General features: G+C 61.3%; 18 protein-coding genes and 1 riboswitch. Of the genes, 5 read left to right on the forward strand and 13 right to left on the reverse strand.

What is annotated here, in order from left to right:
• Positions 1 to 8 precede the first annotated feature (8 nt).
• Positions 9 to 617, reverse strand: coding sequence for a Ykof family thiamine-binding protein (locus LB558_RS22375; RefSeq protein WP_224699529.1), 609 nt, complete (start codon positions 615 to 617; stop codon positions 9 to 11).
• Positions 608 to 721: riboswitch (TPP riboswitch) on the reverse strand. Its footprint overlaps the gene before it by 10 nt.
• Before the next feature lie 194 nt (positions 722 to 915).
• On the opposite strand from LB558_RS22375, the gene LB558_RS22380 reads away from it, so the two are divergent.
• The gene (locus tag LB558_RS22380; protein WP_224699530.1) at positions 916 to 1,245 is read left to right on the forward strand and encodes a hypothetical protein; all 330 of its coding nucleotides are present in this window, start codon (positions 916 to 918) and stop codon (positions 1,243 to 1,245) included.
• A 97-nt stretch (positions 1,246 to 1,342) separates the two neighbouring features.
• Here LB558_RS22380 and msrA read toward each other — a convergent pair whose 3' ends face one another.
• Both msrA and LB558_RS22390 read right to left on the reverse strand, forming a co-directional pair.
• Complete coding sequence (gene msrA / locus LB558_RS22385) at positions 1,343 to 1,861, reverse strand: peptide-methionine (S)-S-oxide reductase MsrA (RefSeq protein ID WP_224699531.1); 519 nt, start codon at positions 1,859 to 1,861, stop codon at positions 1,343 to 1,345.
• An 82-nt stretch (positions 1,862 to 1,943) separates the two neighbouring features.
• A complete protein-coding gene (locus LB558_RS22390; protein ID WP_224699532.1) occupies positions 1,944 to 3,509 on the reverse strand; it encodes a glycosyltransferase family 39 protein in 1,566 nt (521 codons plus the stop codon).
• Positions 3,510 to 3,784: 275 nt separating this feature from the next.
• Here LB558_RS22390 and LB558_RS22395 point away from each other — a divergent pair, with 275 nt between their 5' ends.
• A complete protein-coding gene (locus LB558_RS22395; protein WP_224699533.1) occupies positions 3,785 to 4,492 on the forward strand; it encodes a hypothetical protein in 708 nt (235 codons plus the stop codon).
• An 85-nt stretch (positions 4,493 to 4,577) separates the two neighbouring features.
• Here LB558_RS22395 and LB558_RS22400 read toward each other — a convergent pair whose 3' ends face one another.
• The 9 genes from LB558_RS22400 to LB558_RS22440 form a co-directional block, all read right to left on the reverse strand.
• Positions 4,578 to 4,724: a hypothetical protein gene (locus LB558_RS22400; protein WP_224699534.1), complete on the reverse strand. Its 147-nt coding sequence runs from the start codon at positions 4,722 to 4,724 to the stop codon at positions 4,578 to 4,580.
• A 360-nt stretch (positions 4,725 to 5,084) separates the two neighbouring features.
• A complete protein-coding gene (locus tag LB558_RS22405; protein WP_127271121.1) occupies positions 5,085 to 5,408 on the reverse strand; it encodes a hypothetical protein in 324 nt (107 codons plus the stop codon).
• The gene (locus LB558_RS22410) at positions 5,408 to 5,593 is read right to left on the reverse strand and encodes a hypothetical protein (protein ID WP_127255544.1); all 186 of its coding nucleotides are present in this window, start codon (positions 5,591 to 5,593) and stop codon (positions 5,408 to 5,410) included. Before LB558_RS22410 ends, LB558_RS22405 begins: the two co-directional genes overlap by 1 nt.
• The gene (locus LB558_RS22415; protein ID WP_224699535.1) at positions 5,578 to 5,811 is read right to left on the reverse strand and encodes a hypothetical protein; all 234 of its coding nucleotides are present in this window, start codon (positions 5,809 to 5,811) and stop codon (positions 5,578 to 5,580) included. The genes LB558_RS22410 and LB558_RS22415 overlap by 16 nt, the downstream gene beginning before the upstream one ends.
• A 1-nt stretch (position 5,812) precedes the next feature.
• Positions 5,813 to 6,031, reverse strand: coding sequence for a hypothetical protein (locus LB558_RS22420; RefSeq protein WP_224699536.1), 219 nt, complete (start codon positions 6,029 to 6,031; stop codon positions 5,813 to 5,815).
• Positions 6,028 to 6,738, reverse strand: a complete 711-nt coding sequence (locus LB558_RS22425; protein WP_224699537.1) for a glycoside hydrolase family 108 protein — start codon at positions 6,736 to 6,738, stop codon at positions 6,028 to 6,030. Before LB558_RS22425 ends, LB558_RS22420 begins: the two co-directional genes overlap by 4 nt.
• 518 nt (positions 6,739 to 7,256) lie before the next feature.
• Entirely contained in the window at positions 7,257 to 8,048 is a 792-nt protein-coding gene (locus LB558_RS22430) for a class I SAM-dependent methyltransferase (RefSeq protein WP_224699538.1), read from the reverse strand.
• Positions 8,049 to 8,082: 34 nt separating this feature from the next.
• On the reverse strand, positions 8,083 to 8,991 hold the full coding sequence (locus tag LB558_RS22435; RefSeq protein WP_224699539.1) for a hypothetical protein: 909 nt from the start codon (positions 8,989 to 8,991) through the stop codon (positions 8,083 to 8,085).
• A 455-nt stretch (positions 8,992 to 9,446) separates the two neighbouring features.
• On the reverse strand, positions 9,447 to 11,759 hold the full coding sequence (locus tag LB558_RS22440; protein WP_224699540.1) for a right-handed parallel beta-helix repeat-containing protein: 2,313 nt from the start codon (positions 11,757 to 11,759) through the stop codon (positions 9,447 to 9,449).
• A gap of 236 nt (positions 11,760 to 11,995) precedes the next feature.
• Here LB558_RS22440 and LB558_RS22445 point away from each other — a divergent pair, with 236 nt between their 5' ends.
• Both LB558_RS22445 and LB558_RS22450 read left to right on the forward strand, forming a co-directional pair.
• On the forward strand, positions 11,996 to 12,265 hold the full coding sequence (locus tag LB558_RS22445; protein WP_224699541.1) for a hypothetical protein: 270 nt from the start codon (positions 11,996 to 11,998) through the stop codon (positions 12,263 to 12,265).
• Positions 12,266 to 12,341: 76 nt separating this feature from the next.
• Positions 12,342 to 12,647, forward strand: coding sequence for a hypothetical protein (locus LB558_RS22450; RefSeq protein ID WP_224699542.1), 306 nt, complete (start codon positions 12,342 to 12,344; stop codon positions 12,645 to 12,647).
• Between the two features lie 51 nt (positions 12,648 to 12,698).
• On the opposite strand, the gene LB558_RS22455 is transcribed toward LB558_RS22450, so the two are convergent.
• Positions 12,699 to 13,127 (reverse strand): DoxX family protein, encoded by a 429-nt coding sequence (locus tag LB558_RS22455; protein ID WP_224699543.1) that lies wholly within the window; start codon positions 13,125 to 13,127, stop codon positions 12,699 to 12,701.
• A gap of 132 nt (positions 13,128 to 13,259) precedes the next feature.
• Between LB558_RS22455 and LB558_RS22460 the strand changes: the two genes are divergently transcribed.
• Positions 13,260 to 13,538: a hypothetical protein gene (locus LB558_RS22460; protein ID WP_224699544.1), complete on the forward strand. Its 279-nt coding sequence runs from the start codon at positions 13,260 to 13,262 to the stop codon at positions 13,536 to 13,538.
• Positions 13,539 to 13,548: the final 10 nt, after the last annotated feature.

Here is a 13,548-nt window from a genome sequence, read left to right on the forward strand (position 1 = left end):
GCGCGGCTTCAGACAGCCGACGGGCTGTTGGCCGAGACCGTGACGTCGAGGGTTACGTGGCCGGCGCCTGGTCCGAAGCGGCAGAAAGCCTCGTCCAGCGCCGAAAAGATCGCACCGGCATCACCGCGCAGTTTCGTGCAGAAATGCTTCGAACGCTCATAGACGCCGGACTGCTTGAGAAAATCTATGCAGCCGTAGATCTCTTCCATGTGGTCGTCGGTGCCCATCACATAGAGCGAGAACTGTGCTGCCGCCGGCTGGCCGGTGACAGCAGCATTGCGCACCGCCGCGATGGCCGCATCCTTGCGCGGGCCGAGTGGCCCGACGGGCCCGCCAAGTGCATCGGAGCGGCAGATCGGATCGTCCGGCTCGCCAGGGCAGCCGCGCGAGATGGTAGTCGACAACACGCAATGCTTGCCGCTGCGTGCCGCCGCCACGAAGAGGTCGCGCATGGCAGGAAACAGCACTTCGGGCGGCCCGACCAGCAGGGTCGAGGTGTCGTCGGTCTCGATCCTGAGCTTGTCGCGCCAGGGATCGAGCGCACCGAGCGCGCCAAGGATGACGCCGACGAAATCGTCGGTCATGGGGTATAGGGAAATCTGTGCGCCTGAAAACATCGCCCGCCTCGCTCCGCTGGTATTACCCAGATCAGCTTCTAGGGTCTGTGGGCTTGCCGCCCCCGTCTCAGCCCCGACCGTACGGAGCACCCCTGTGGATGTGCGCCTTAAAGCATCATTCGAGTTGAAGGGAAAGCCGTTTTTTTAGCACACTGCGCCAAAAGGATTGCGCCAGTCGGGGTGCGCCTGAGCGGAATTTTGTCGGGAACCTTCACTGCCGCGACCGGTTGTCCCGATAGTCGCGATGCGATCACCTTCGTAAGAATGAGCGACGAGTTCACAGAAATGGAGACAAACCATGTTCATGAAAATCCTCGCAGCTTCGGCTCTCACCATTGGCCTGGCCACATCAGCCATGGCGCAAAGTGCTGGCGATAACAGCGCGAATGGCGGTGGCAGCGGTCAGTCGGTGACGGTCGACCCAAAAACCCCTGCTTCGCCGAGCCCGGTCGACCCCGACACTGTCGACCCGGGCACGACCAACAGCACGACCGGCACGGTTGGGAACATGAATTCAAACGCGGATCAGAATTGCCCGGCAAGTCCGCAAGGGGCGCAGGCAGATGCCAACGGCACCTCCCCAGGCACCACCTCGCCGACAGTCAACGACAACCATTGCGGCAAGTAATCTGTTGCACGCAATCGAACCAAAGCCGCGGAGCACAACCTCCGCGGCTTTCTTCTACCACCAAGCAAGGATCGGGTTTTTGGCACAAGCTTGAACTCTACGAAACCGCCTTTTCGCGGACCGGCAGCTTCCAGCCCGGCCTGATGAAGTGGCAGGTGTATCCGTTGGGATATTTCTCCAGATAGTCCTGATGCTCGGGCTCGGCTTCCCAGAAAGGGCCAACGGGTGCGACTTCGGTGACGGCCTTGCCCGGCCACAGGCCCGAGGCATCGACATCGGCGATGGTGTCCTCGGCGACGCGCTTCTGTTCGTCGCTGGTGTAATAGATCGCCGAGCGATAGCTCATCCCGACATCGTTGCCCTGGCGGTTGCGGGTCGTCGGATCGTGGATCTGGAAAAAGCGTTCCAGCAGCGTGCGATAGCTTATGACGGCCGGATCGAAATTGATCTCGATGGCTTCAGCGTGGCTGCCGTGGTGGCGGTAGGTGGCGTTGGGCACGTCGCCGCCGCTGTAGCCGACACGGGTGGAGATGACGCCGGGATAGCGCCGTATCAAATCCTGCATGCCCCAGAAACAGCCGCCGGCAAGGACTGCACGTTCGGTCGAAGTCGCCATGTCACGTCTCCTCAAAAGCAAGTGGTCTCGCCATAAATGGGCATTATCACCTGCTTCGTCCAGCGGACGCGGTGGATCTACTTCAATTGCTCGGTTGGGCGAGGCTGTCGATCAAACCCGGCTGCTTCACGCCGGGCGGAATGGCGGCAAAGCTGATGGCCACCGGTGGTGCCCTGAGCGACCAGTCGAAAAGAACGGTCTTGACCGGGATATTGCGCAGCCACGCCAGCAGCCGAGGCGGCACGCCACTCCCGGGCCAGACCAGGAGCATGCCGTGATCGCGCAGCCGCTGGCTGGTGATCCAGGGGGCGAGCCGCATGTCGAGGTCCGTGAAGATCGACGGCTTGTCATAGGCGTTGAGGCCCGCCAGCAACGCGATGCGGGTATCGCCGCCGACGATATCGAGCCGACCGGGCACTGCCGCGTGCCAGACGGCCTCGGCTTCGTCCGAGATCTGCCGCGCCGGCCAGCAGACGGCATCCATGCGCCCGCGCAAATTGCAGCTCGTCCAGCGGATGCCCGCATAGGCGCTGGACATGCCGACAATGCAGACGAACGCGCAGATCGCCAGCCGTCGCATCTCGATGGCGCCGAGCCGATGACCCAGCAAGGCGATCGCCACAATGCCTACAAGATTGTACATCGGCGCGCCCCAGGCCTCGCCGGCGCCGGTGAACAGCGAGGCCACCATGACAAGCACCGCCGGACCAAGCCCCATCCACACGAGATAGACCAGCGTGCCGCGCTCGACGGGCTGCTCCGGCGCGGGCGAACGCCGCAACAGCCCCGATATCGCCAGCACCAGCAATAAGCCGCAGAGCCCCGCTATCTGGACGCCGATATAATAGAGGCGGGCGCGGTGGACCAACACCCATTCATCGCGGCCGGCGACATAGGTCAGCGGCAGGAAATCGATGCGGTAGAGTTGGACGGCCAGCGGCGCGGCGGCGGCGAGGAAAACCGCGAGCCCAAGCCAGGGCCAGGGCGTGGCGAGCCGATTGCGTGCCCGTGTGTCCGACAACAGCCAGACCGCCCCGAAGAGCAACAGCAGCCCGGTGGAAAACTTGGCATAGAGCCCGACGCCCGACACCAGTCCGAGCGCCAGCCACCAGCCCGGCCCACCGCCACGGCCTGCACGCCACAACAGCCAGCAGATAGCGGCCCAGAAGGGCATCTGCGCGTAGTCATGATTGAACTGCGGTGTCGGCCAGCCGAAGAAATACAATGACGGCATCAAAAGCACCGCGGCCAGCGCGCGGGTTCTCCCGAGCATGTCGCGGCCCAGCAGGTAGACGAAGACGAAGGTCGCCGAGACGACAAGTTGGGCGAGCAGATATTGCGGCCAGCGGAACGATCCGGTCAGAAGATGGCTGATCTCGAGCAGCCAGCCGGGAAGCTGCGGATGCTTGTAGGTCAAAAGCACCCATTCGCGGCCCCACATGAAGCTCTCTACGACATCGCCGGGCGGGGCGGCATCGACGAGCGCCGGCACCACGGTCCAGCACAGGATCTGCGTCAGGCATAAAAGCGCCAGGCCGGCTTCTGGATAGCGCGTCAGCCCCGGCCAGATCGACGACTGCCGCCAGTCGCCTGGAACAGAACTGCCGACCGGCAGCCAACCATTCATGGGTTCGTCGATTCGCGTCATGCGGTGGATAAATCACACCGGACGGTTTTTCGAACAGCCCAGAACTCGAAGCTTACGAAAATGTATACTTGGCCGACCATGGCAAAACCAAGATTGAGGCAGAGTTTCGCGCCACCATGCCGCCTCTCCCAGCATCACATGCCAGCAAGACAACAATGGAACACGCTATCCCGCAGCACCCTGAACATGCCGGGCATAGCGAATGGGCGTGATCGCGGCAGGCATCGCCTACCTGATCGGTTCCTGTCCCCAAGAAAGCATCCAGGATTTGAAAAATGCGCCACCACCATGCCGTCATTCACTACCGCGCGCTCGATTTCTGGATGGCCCGTGCGGCCGTTCTCATCATCATCTGCCTGCAGCTTCTGGTCATCAACAATCTCTCATTCGGGCCGCGCTGGCTGGCGCCCGCGCTGGAGGCCGCCCTGCTGCTGCCCCTGTCGGTGGCCACCGCCTGGACACAGGCCGCCACCCGGAAGGCGGTCGAGGACCACGAGTGGCATGCGATCGGCCAGTTTCGAGTCATGATCCGCAGAACAGCGCTGACCATGACCGCCATCATCAGCATCATGAATTGCGGCTCGCTGGTCCTGCTGGTGCATGCCTTGCTGGAGGGCCATGCCGGCAACAGCGGTACGACGCTGCTGATCGACGCACTCAACATCTGGGTCACCAACGTCATCGTCTTTGCCTTGTGGTTCTGGAGCACCGATCGCGGCGGCCCGCCGACCTGCGGCCTTGTCAAGCTCGCACAGGCCGACTTCCTGTTCGCGCAGATGACGTTGAACGACCGTGAGCTTCGAGACTGGCTGCCCGGTTTCGTCGACTATTTCTTCCTCGCCTTCACCAATGCGACGGCATTTTCGCCCACCGATACCTTGCCACTTTCCCAGCGCGCCAAGCTGCTGATGATGGCCGAGGCCATGATCTCGCTGCTGACCATCGCACTGGTCGCGGCACGCGCGGTCAACATCCTCGCTTGATCGGCCCGACACGCGAAAATAGCCCGCCCGCGAACCGGAACGGGCTTTTTTGGGTTGTCTTCGATGGTTGGAATGCAGCGCCAGACTAGTGGCGCTTGCCCAGCCTGTAGCCGTTGCCGCCCAGCAGGTTGGCGCCGAGCCCGCTCAGAACGCCACCGACGATATTGGTCTTGTTGCCGTTCAGAATGCCTGAGACGACATTGCCGCTCAGGATGTTGTTGCCGCTGAGCACGTCGTTCAGCGCGGTGATCTTGCCAAGGTCGATGGACGGCGAAACATTGATCAGGCTGCCCGAATTGCCTCCCCAGCCGCCCGAACCTCCGCGCCCACAACCTGCCTCGGCGGTTCCAACGGACGATGCAACTGCAACAGCGGCTTGCGGCGGCGAGCGATCTCGAAAGACCAGTCAGTTCGAATCCCGTTCAGCAATGGCCGGTCGGAAAATGCAGAAATGCCCGCCCCGGCGTGAGCCGAAACGGGCAGCGGTCGGTCGTGGAAATAAGAGCCACGCCGTGCCAGGTGGCGTTTCAGCGTGGCCTCGGGGCGGCTCTGTTGCGGGCCTCGGCAATCCGCCAGCAGACAACCCCAACAGCTACTCGTCCCGCGCGCGGCTGACTCTCCGCACCACGAACTCGAACAGGACGTCCGAGATCCACATCGCGCAGACGCCGATCAGGAAGGCCGCGGCCAGCGTGGTGGTGTCGTCGGCGGGATCGGGCATCGGCAGGCCGGCGATCCTGGCGTAGGAGACCGCCGGCAGCGTCAGATAAGCTGCCGCAAGCGCGCCGCAGATCGGCGAGGCCACCATTTCGCGCAGCTTGTAGCGATGCCGCGACAGCGCGCGCAGAACGCCGCCGGCGAGACCCGCCGCCACGACCGGTCCCTTGATGCCGAGCAGGTCGAAAAGATCGTTCATCATGGCCTCCAGCCGCAAAGCTTCTGGCCCTTTTCGTTGTGAGCCAGGATCGCCGCCACCGACGCGTCGGAAAGGGTGGCCGCCTCTGCCCTTGTCGGCCGGATGGGATGTCCGGCCGCGCAGAACGATCCGCCTGATGTGGTGCAGCCGGCCAGCATCAGCGAGAGCACTATGATCTTGACCATCTGGTGAGCCTCCCCCGGTTTACATCCGGCGCCCGGCCGGCGACGGCGTCATCGATCTTCTGGGCTTCGGTGCGTGCCGCGGCGTCGGCGGCATCCTGCCTGGCCTTCTGGCTGGCCTTTCCCTTGGCATAAGCTGTCCAGACACCGGCAAGCGCGGCGCCCATTGCCAGAAGATACGGCCAGGCCTGGCCAAGCAGCGCGAGGGCGAGTGTTCCCATCTCATGTCTCCTTGGCCGGCGGCGCGACCATGCCGCGCGGCCCGTCACGCACCGCGTTGATGATGATCTTGGCAAGGGCAATGGCGCCGCTGATCTGAAGCGCGGTGCGGTCGCTCACGCCGAGCAGCGTCCAGTCGAAGCCGGCGAGAGCGCCGCCGCAGATGATGGCGATCAGCGTGTTGAGGAGATTGTGCAGCGCATTGGTGTTGAACCATGTCATCGAAACAGGCTCCCGAAAAAATCGGCTACCTGATGCCGGTAGGCCGCGAGCGCTCCGGCCATGAGAACGAGGATGCCGGCCGCGGCAGCCGTCTTGCCGCCGGGCGCCGGCTGCTCGGGCCGAACCGACGGCGCCCCATTGGCCGATGTTTCGACCCTGGGCGGCACCGGCGCGGTCACCGACACCGCGGGGCGCTGCGCCGACATCAGCAGGGCCTGAACACGCACCGACCTGACCCGATCGGACCAGCCGCGCCCGAATGTTGCCCATGTCGGCAACCGCTTGAGGAACGCCAGCCGCGCATCGCAAAGCGCATCGATGGTGACGCCGGCCGGCTTTGCCTTGGCCGCCGCGACGGTGACCGGTCCGATCCGCCCGTCCTGGGCAACGCCGACGGCCGCCTGCAAATATTTGGCCGCCCGGCCAGGCCCGCTGTTGACGGCGAAATCGAACACCGCATGGTCGACGCCATCGGGCAATTCGGCGCCGAGCACAGCGTCCCAGTAGAAGCGGCGATAAACGGTGGCGACCTGCGCGTCGCTGATCGCACGCAGATCCGCCTTCGTCGCGTCGGCATTCACATAGCGGCGGAAGCTGGCAAGCGTCACACCTTTCATGGTGGCGCCGCCGGGATCGGCCGGATTGTCCGACCACCCGCCTTCCGATCTGAGAACAAGCGCAAGCGCCCGCGCGAAGTTGCGGTCCATGGTGTTTCCTTTCCGCCCTTCCGGGCAGTTGTTCAGTTTTTGATTTTTGGTATGTTCGCCGGGTGGAGGTTAGGCTTGGCGCGGGCGATTATGATTCTGGATATCATTCGCCAAGTCGGCAGATACAGGCTTTAAGATTCAGTATCGGCAAGAGACTCGTGCGCCCGGCAAGTCATTGACGCACCTAGGACGCGTAAAACCACATATGCCTGACATAAAACATTTAGTTTTAGGAGTCCTCATCGGCGCCTTCTCTATCGCGTGGGTAGTTATTGCCACGATAGGGGTGCGGCGAGAGACGCGCGTGTACAACAAAAGCCTGAGAGACATCGATGAGAAGCTCCGTCAGGATAAGGATCAATGAATGAGCCTTCGGCGCGTTGACGCTACGGAAATGATCAACAGGACTTCAGTCGAAGCGCCGAGTCACGTTCATGCCGCGACGAAGATGATCCCGCGACAACCCGTTCTGGATACAAGTAACTGAGGTCGGGGTTCGAAAATTCAGCGAATTTCAGCTAGTGCTTTTTGAAGACGAACAGCTTTGTGTGAAAGGATACTGGGCTGAGCACTAAGTCGATCGCGCGTCGTAAGGTCACCATCGGTCGCGACCGGCTCTCATACAATGGTTCAAGCAGGGGCTTCAACAAGTTGCTTTCCCGCATCAACCCCAGATATCCGCCCCTGGACCGACTTTCCAAAAGCCGGAACCCCATCCCGCTGATCGTTCTAATTGTGTCGTTCGCGGTGAAGGCAAATTGGTAAAATCGGGCCATGTCCGCGGCACTCACATCTTCGTATCGACCGAGTCGTATCTTTAGACGCCTCAATGGCGACACGCTGGGGACAGTTAGGAAAAGGAGTCCGCCAGGTTTCAGCACTCGGCGTGCCTCCTCGATGATCGATGCGTAACCATCCTTGAAGTGTTCGATCACCCCCAAGGACCACACCCCTTCGAAAAAGGCATCCTCGAATGGCATTTCTCGCACGTCACCGAGAACGATATTAAGTTCGGGGGCGTGCTTTCTGATCATAGCGATGGTTACGGGGGCAAAGTCTAAGCCGTATGCCTCGAACCCTGCGTGATGGAGCCCAAAGACTGTGTTTGCCAAACCGCAGCCTGCATCAATCACTCGATCAGGGGGGCTTAAATACTTTCGGGTAACATGCTGGACAAAGACGCTCTTTTTCCGAATGTCCGCTGCTGTTAGAGATTGCGCCCAACGATCGTCCCAGAATCCTTCGTCGGCTGGTTGGTCGATGAATACAAGACGATCATGCTGCCGATCGAGATATACCTGCTCCACCATTCATTTGCCTTCCCCAAGGCTGCTCAACATCAGTTCATTTGCCATAGTCTCGATCCACAATCGGAACAGCCGGAACGCTGGTATGGAAGCGGCCGAAGAGCAGTACCCACACCAAGACCTGAATCGTCACGAAACCGACGAATGGCTGCCGCGCCTGCGCAAGAACGTTCTCCAAGGCATTCCGGTGCGCATAGACTCCAATCACGCTGCCGAGGATGATCCAGAAGAAGAACCACATACCCTTACTTTTGAGCGAAGCATGATGCAACGCCACCAACGCTCCGCCATAGATCAACCCAAATACGATCACAACGGGAATACCACCAATCGCCCATGCCTGCCCCCAGAATGTGCCAGCCAAGCCGTACAACGCCTGCGAAAATATCTGGGTCTGGAGCACCGTGTTGAACCCAGTGCTGTCGAAGCCGAAGGCCGACGGCTGAATTAGCAGTTGCGCCAAGGTATCACGAACCGTGTTCCACCATGGATAGGTCGTGCTACTCTTAATCAGCCCTTCGATGTTTTCATGAGTGCCGAAGGCTTCCCAGGAGGCCACCATAGCCATCGGATCAGAACCGCCTGTCAGCATCCTGCCAAACGGCAGGTCGCGTTTGTAGGCCAGATAAAAGGGCTTCATAAAGAAGATGATCGCAAGCGTCGCCAGCCCAATCGCCCATGCCTTCCAATGCAGGGCGGCCTTCGTTATCGGCCATTCCCACAATAACACGATGGCAAACGCCATTGCCAAGATCACCGGGACAGTCCTATCGCCCGCGATCGCATTAAGTGCGACCATTAAGGCAAAGATGGCTTGATAAATACGAGCGCCGCGACCCCATGGCCTATCGAAATAGACCGATGCCAGAAGACCGAGGCCGCTGACCCAACGCCACACGATGGAAATGAGCCCACCGACGGCGTCATAGATGTCGGCACGCTCCATCGCGTACCACTCAAGTCCAGCCCTGTTTGCCATCCATGCATAGCAGGCTAAAGAAATGATCAGCGCGCACCGAATGAACCAGGTGACCCGCATCGGGTGCAACTGGTAACTAGGGGGACGCCCCCCCCCCCACAGACGAAGGCATCAGCAGCAGCGCCAACCCGAACCCTAGCCAAGCAGCGACCATCACCAGAATTGCTTCCGACGACGCCGGTTCGAGATATGGCACCAATCCTTTCGCGCTCACAGGCCGCGTGAAGCCAATCAGCGCTGGCACCGAATAAGCAAGAAGGCCGACATAGCCAATCGCTACAACAGACACCCGATTGTGGCGGGCCACAAGTATAAAGGTGGTCACGGCCACCATTGACCACAGAGCGAAGACCATATCTTTCGTTCGACCATTTGAATCAAAAAAGCAACCTAGGCGATTCGGTCATTCACAACGACAAAGTCTACAACTCGAAATCGCCCGCCCAGCCGACTGTCGCGCTGACCACCCATGAGCCCGTTGCGTAAGCCTCCAGGGTTACGCGCTCGCCGGGATCGAGAATGAGATATTTTCCTGCACCGCCGCCCTTGATCGTGTCCGTCCCGTTGGGCTCGATGTTCATGACATGGGTTGCGTGCACTCCGGCAAAACCGATCCGAAGGCCAGGCACGGCAGGTGGCAGCGTATGTGTCCACGTCGCGCCGGCGCCGTTGTTGTGGCAGAGTGCCCGGTTGTGAAGCCCAGACAGCGTTGTGTTGACGGTCAGATTGATCGGCACACTCGACGTACCCTGCAGGCCGGGATTGTCGCCACCAATGAACCGGGTTACGATGCCGGCCGTGATGGAACTGACGGTGCCATCGCCAACCCATTCCGTCATGTCAAAGCCATCGACCAGCATTTCGTCTATCGCGCCGCCGGTGGTCACCCGAAAGGCAACGCCAATGGAGGTCGAGTTCTTCAGGGCGATGTCCCTGAGACTGGCTTTGCGCAGCCGTTGGCCCACCGAAAGGTTAAACCGGATGCCATGCGACTGGGTGTTTCCCCTGATGCCAGAAAGGCTAAGGCTCGCCGGTGTCACTACGTTCGCAACGACAATGGCGTCGGTCGAGCAGTTCATCAACGTGCCCGGGCCGATCGCAAGAGGCGTCTGGTAGGGCGCGGCGATTACGGCTTTGGCACCTGACGTTCCGCCCGTGATCGTCTCGCCAGCCGGAAAGATGCCGGCCGAACCGCGCACATAGATGCGCCGGGTCGCGCTGCTTGCCGTTTTGGCAATCGCAGAGGTGCCTCCAGTGATTGTTTCATCGGCCTGAAACGTCCCGCTTATCGGCAAGACCCTCAGCACGTTGGCAAAGAAGTCCACCAAGATGCCCGTCGCGCCGGATGAGGCGCCTGTCACCGTCTCACCGAATTCATAGTCGACGGTTGAACCGGCGATGACGATTTCAAAATGTTGGAACCGCAGGGTTCCGGTCGAGCCAGACGTACCGCCGCTGACCGTTTCGCCAGTCGCAAACGATCCAACTTGCGAGCTGAGGGCGAACTGATATTCGCCGTTTGGCTCCAATTGCAGGGCGGTGTTGTAGCGATCGATGTACCAGTTATCGAGTCGGCCCGACTGCATCTGAACGCCGAACACGTTACCGGCAGAACTACCGGAGAGCCGGTTGCCTATTGCCTTGACATTCGAAATGACGATCTCGCTGTTGGCGTCAGTCGCGGCTACGCCTACCAGACAGTCATTCGCTACCACGTTAGTTATGATCCCTCGTGGATCTCGCGCACCGGTCATCTCCACCCAGACACCGGCGGAAGGGCTGCCGAGATGTGCATCGGCGAAAACCCCGTCGACCAGTACGTCCGTGGTGTTTAGATTCCCCGTATAGGTCAACACGACACCGTCGCGTTTGCACTTCGCCGACCGGATGTTACGCACGATCGGCTTGCGGACGCCGGCCACGTAAACCGTGTCGCCAAACTCGCCGCCGGTTGGCGTGACGATGTTATAGCCGTCAATGTCCTCAATCGTCGGACTGTCGACACAGAGCGCCATAACACCGGCAAGGCCAAGATTGCGAACCTTCACGCCGCGGATTGTCGGCCGCTTCCGGCGTGCACCAGTGGAGAGGCCTACGCGAATACCAATAGAAGCCTGGTAGCCGGCATGTGATCCACCATCGATCGTGAGGTCCCCGTCTATCAGGACGTCATCGGCAGCGATATCGATGACGGGATGGTGGCCGGTAACAACACTGACTGGCGCACGCAGGATCAGGGCAGAGCCGCCCAAGCATTCGACGCGCTTCTTCGCTATCGAGACCGTGTGGTTGCCGTCGGTCTGGTAGGAGCCGTCAATCAGCACATGCGGATAGCTGCCCGCGAGCAGTGCACTGATAGCAGCCGTGGCATTCGCACCGCCACCACGCGCCCCGAGCATTGATGCCGTCACCGGGGTCGAGGCGAGCGTATAGCCTGTCGTCGTCATGCCATCGCTCAGCGTGATCACCAAATCCCCGACATTCGTTCCATTCTTGCGGTACACAGCGCCGCTGCCTGCCACCTGAGAGCTGTCGTAGAAGGCGGTGCGGATATATGTGGGTGCTATCGGCGGGGAAAATGCCTCCGCCGTCGCCTTGGTCGCGAATTGCGGATCGAGCACGGTTGTCATGGCGCCCGTCGCTACGTCTGCAGCGGCCTGGGCCTGGTCGATGATGCCTTGCGCGGCTGCCTGGATATCCCGGACTGTGTCGTCGGACTGGTAGAACGACAGCACAATGTCATCGGTTCCGATAACAGGGTTCAGCGTCTGGAAGGCAAAGCTGCACTCACCCCGTCAACAGTTTTCTGAGAAAAAATTCCTAGTTCGGTCGAAACTCCCGCTCTGACCGACGCTGGCAAGCGCGAAAAACCCTGCTTTTGCCGGCGGCTGGTCATAAGCCTGCAGGTGTGAAATCATTCGTCGAAGCTCATGGAATGATTTCCCGTCGCACGGCCTTGTGGGAGAGGACGATGGACAGACCAGCCATGGCATCCGTGTTCAGGATGCGGCATGCACCGGCCACGGTTTCCGGCGTGCGCAGCACCGGCCAGGGTCAGGCCGATCCAGTCATCCGTGTGCGTTCGCTGGGCGAAGCCATCCGTTTCGTCGCCAACGCTCACCCCCAATACGACATCAGCGCCGTCGCCATCAGCTGCGGCGATCCTTCGGTCACGCGCCTTGGCAGCTTGGAGGTGAAGGTGCTGTGGCGCGAATATGGCGAGCGCCTGACGCAGGAATAGGCCGCTTCCGCGCGCCTTCCGGATCGGAAACGCCGCTGGCGCGTTTCAACTGCGATCAATGGAGGGAAAAAACGCCATGAACGTCGCCAACCTGCAACTCGAAGGCCTGCTCATGGCCGTCGCATCGATCAACCATGTCCTGGTTCGAAAAGGCATACTGACGGCCGAGGAGATCGACATCGCCTTGCGCAAGGCCGAGGCCAGCGAAACCAGCGAGGAGCGATCCGAAGGCATGTCGGCGTCCAGCCGCGATGCCGTCAACTTTCCGATACGGCTGCTGGAACTCGCCAACCAGTGCCAGCCGGAGGCCGACATGCCTTCCTTTTCAAAACTGGCCCGGATGGTCGGCAAGGTGAAGGAACCCTACAACGACCAGCTGTGAGGGTGCCGGCGGGCCGGCGGGCGCCCTTCGCGGTGGCCGGCCGGCCTCGCCTCAGGCCCTGCCCGGCCATCCCAAATTGAGCGAAAGCACCTTGCCCGGTCCATGCACCGCCGCGAACAGCAATCCTGCCATGAACGAGAAATGGTCGACGAAGAAGCCGAACTCGGCCTGGTTGCCGGCCCAGTGGCTGGGTCCATGGAAGGCAAAACCGAGGAACAGCACATAGGCGGCGGCAACCAGGGCCGCCTGGGTGAAGAAGGCGCCGGTCAGGAAGCACAGCACCAGCGCGACTTCCAGGATCGCCGCGCACCAGGCCAGGAACAGCGGAAACGGAAAGCCGGCGGCGGCGATATAGCCGGCGGTGGCCGCCATGCCCATGAATTTGAAGGTCACGGCCATCAGGAAGACGCCGGCGAAGATCAGCCGGGCGATGAGAAGGGCCGCGGTCTGCCACGGCGATTGAATGATTTGCGACGACATGCTCGTTCTCCAGCTTTGCAGGTTGCTCGCCCCTAGGACGCGCGACGGGCGCCAGTTCCGACACACCAGGCCAATTTTTCTCGACAGGGCGCTCGCCGCGGGTCGAAGGAGGCTTCAAAGGGGGAAACGGACATGGCCAAGGCATTGACCATCGGCGCACCGCAGCATCCGGCGATGAGCACCGCCTCCGAACAGGAATGCAGGGATATGCTGGCTCCGCATCTCGACGCCCTGCTCCGCAAGGTCGAGGCCGCCGGGTGGGACCGCGGGCAGGCCGCCTCGGCGCTCATGTATCTCGCCGCGATGCGGCTGAGCCGGCCTGACGACGCGCCGGCCCGACCGGCTTTCCGGCGCATCGCGCGATTGAAACTTGTTGGTAATCACGGAAGTGATATTGTTAGCCGGGGCTGATGCAGCTGTG

The organism is Mesorhizobium sp. CO1-1-8, from assembly GCF_020164875.1.
GTDB lineage: Bacteria > Pseudomonadota > Alphaproteobacteria > Rhizobiales > Rhizobiaceae > Mesorhizobium.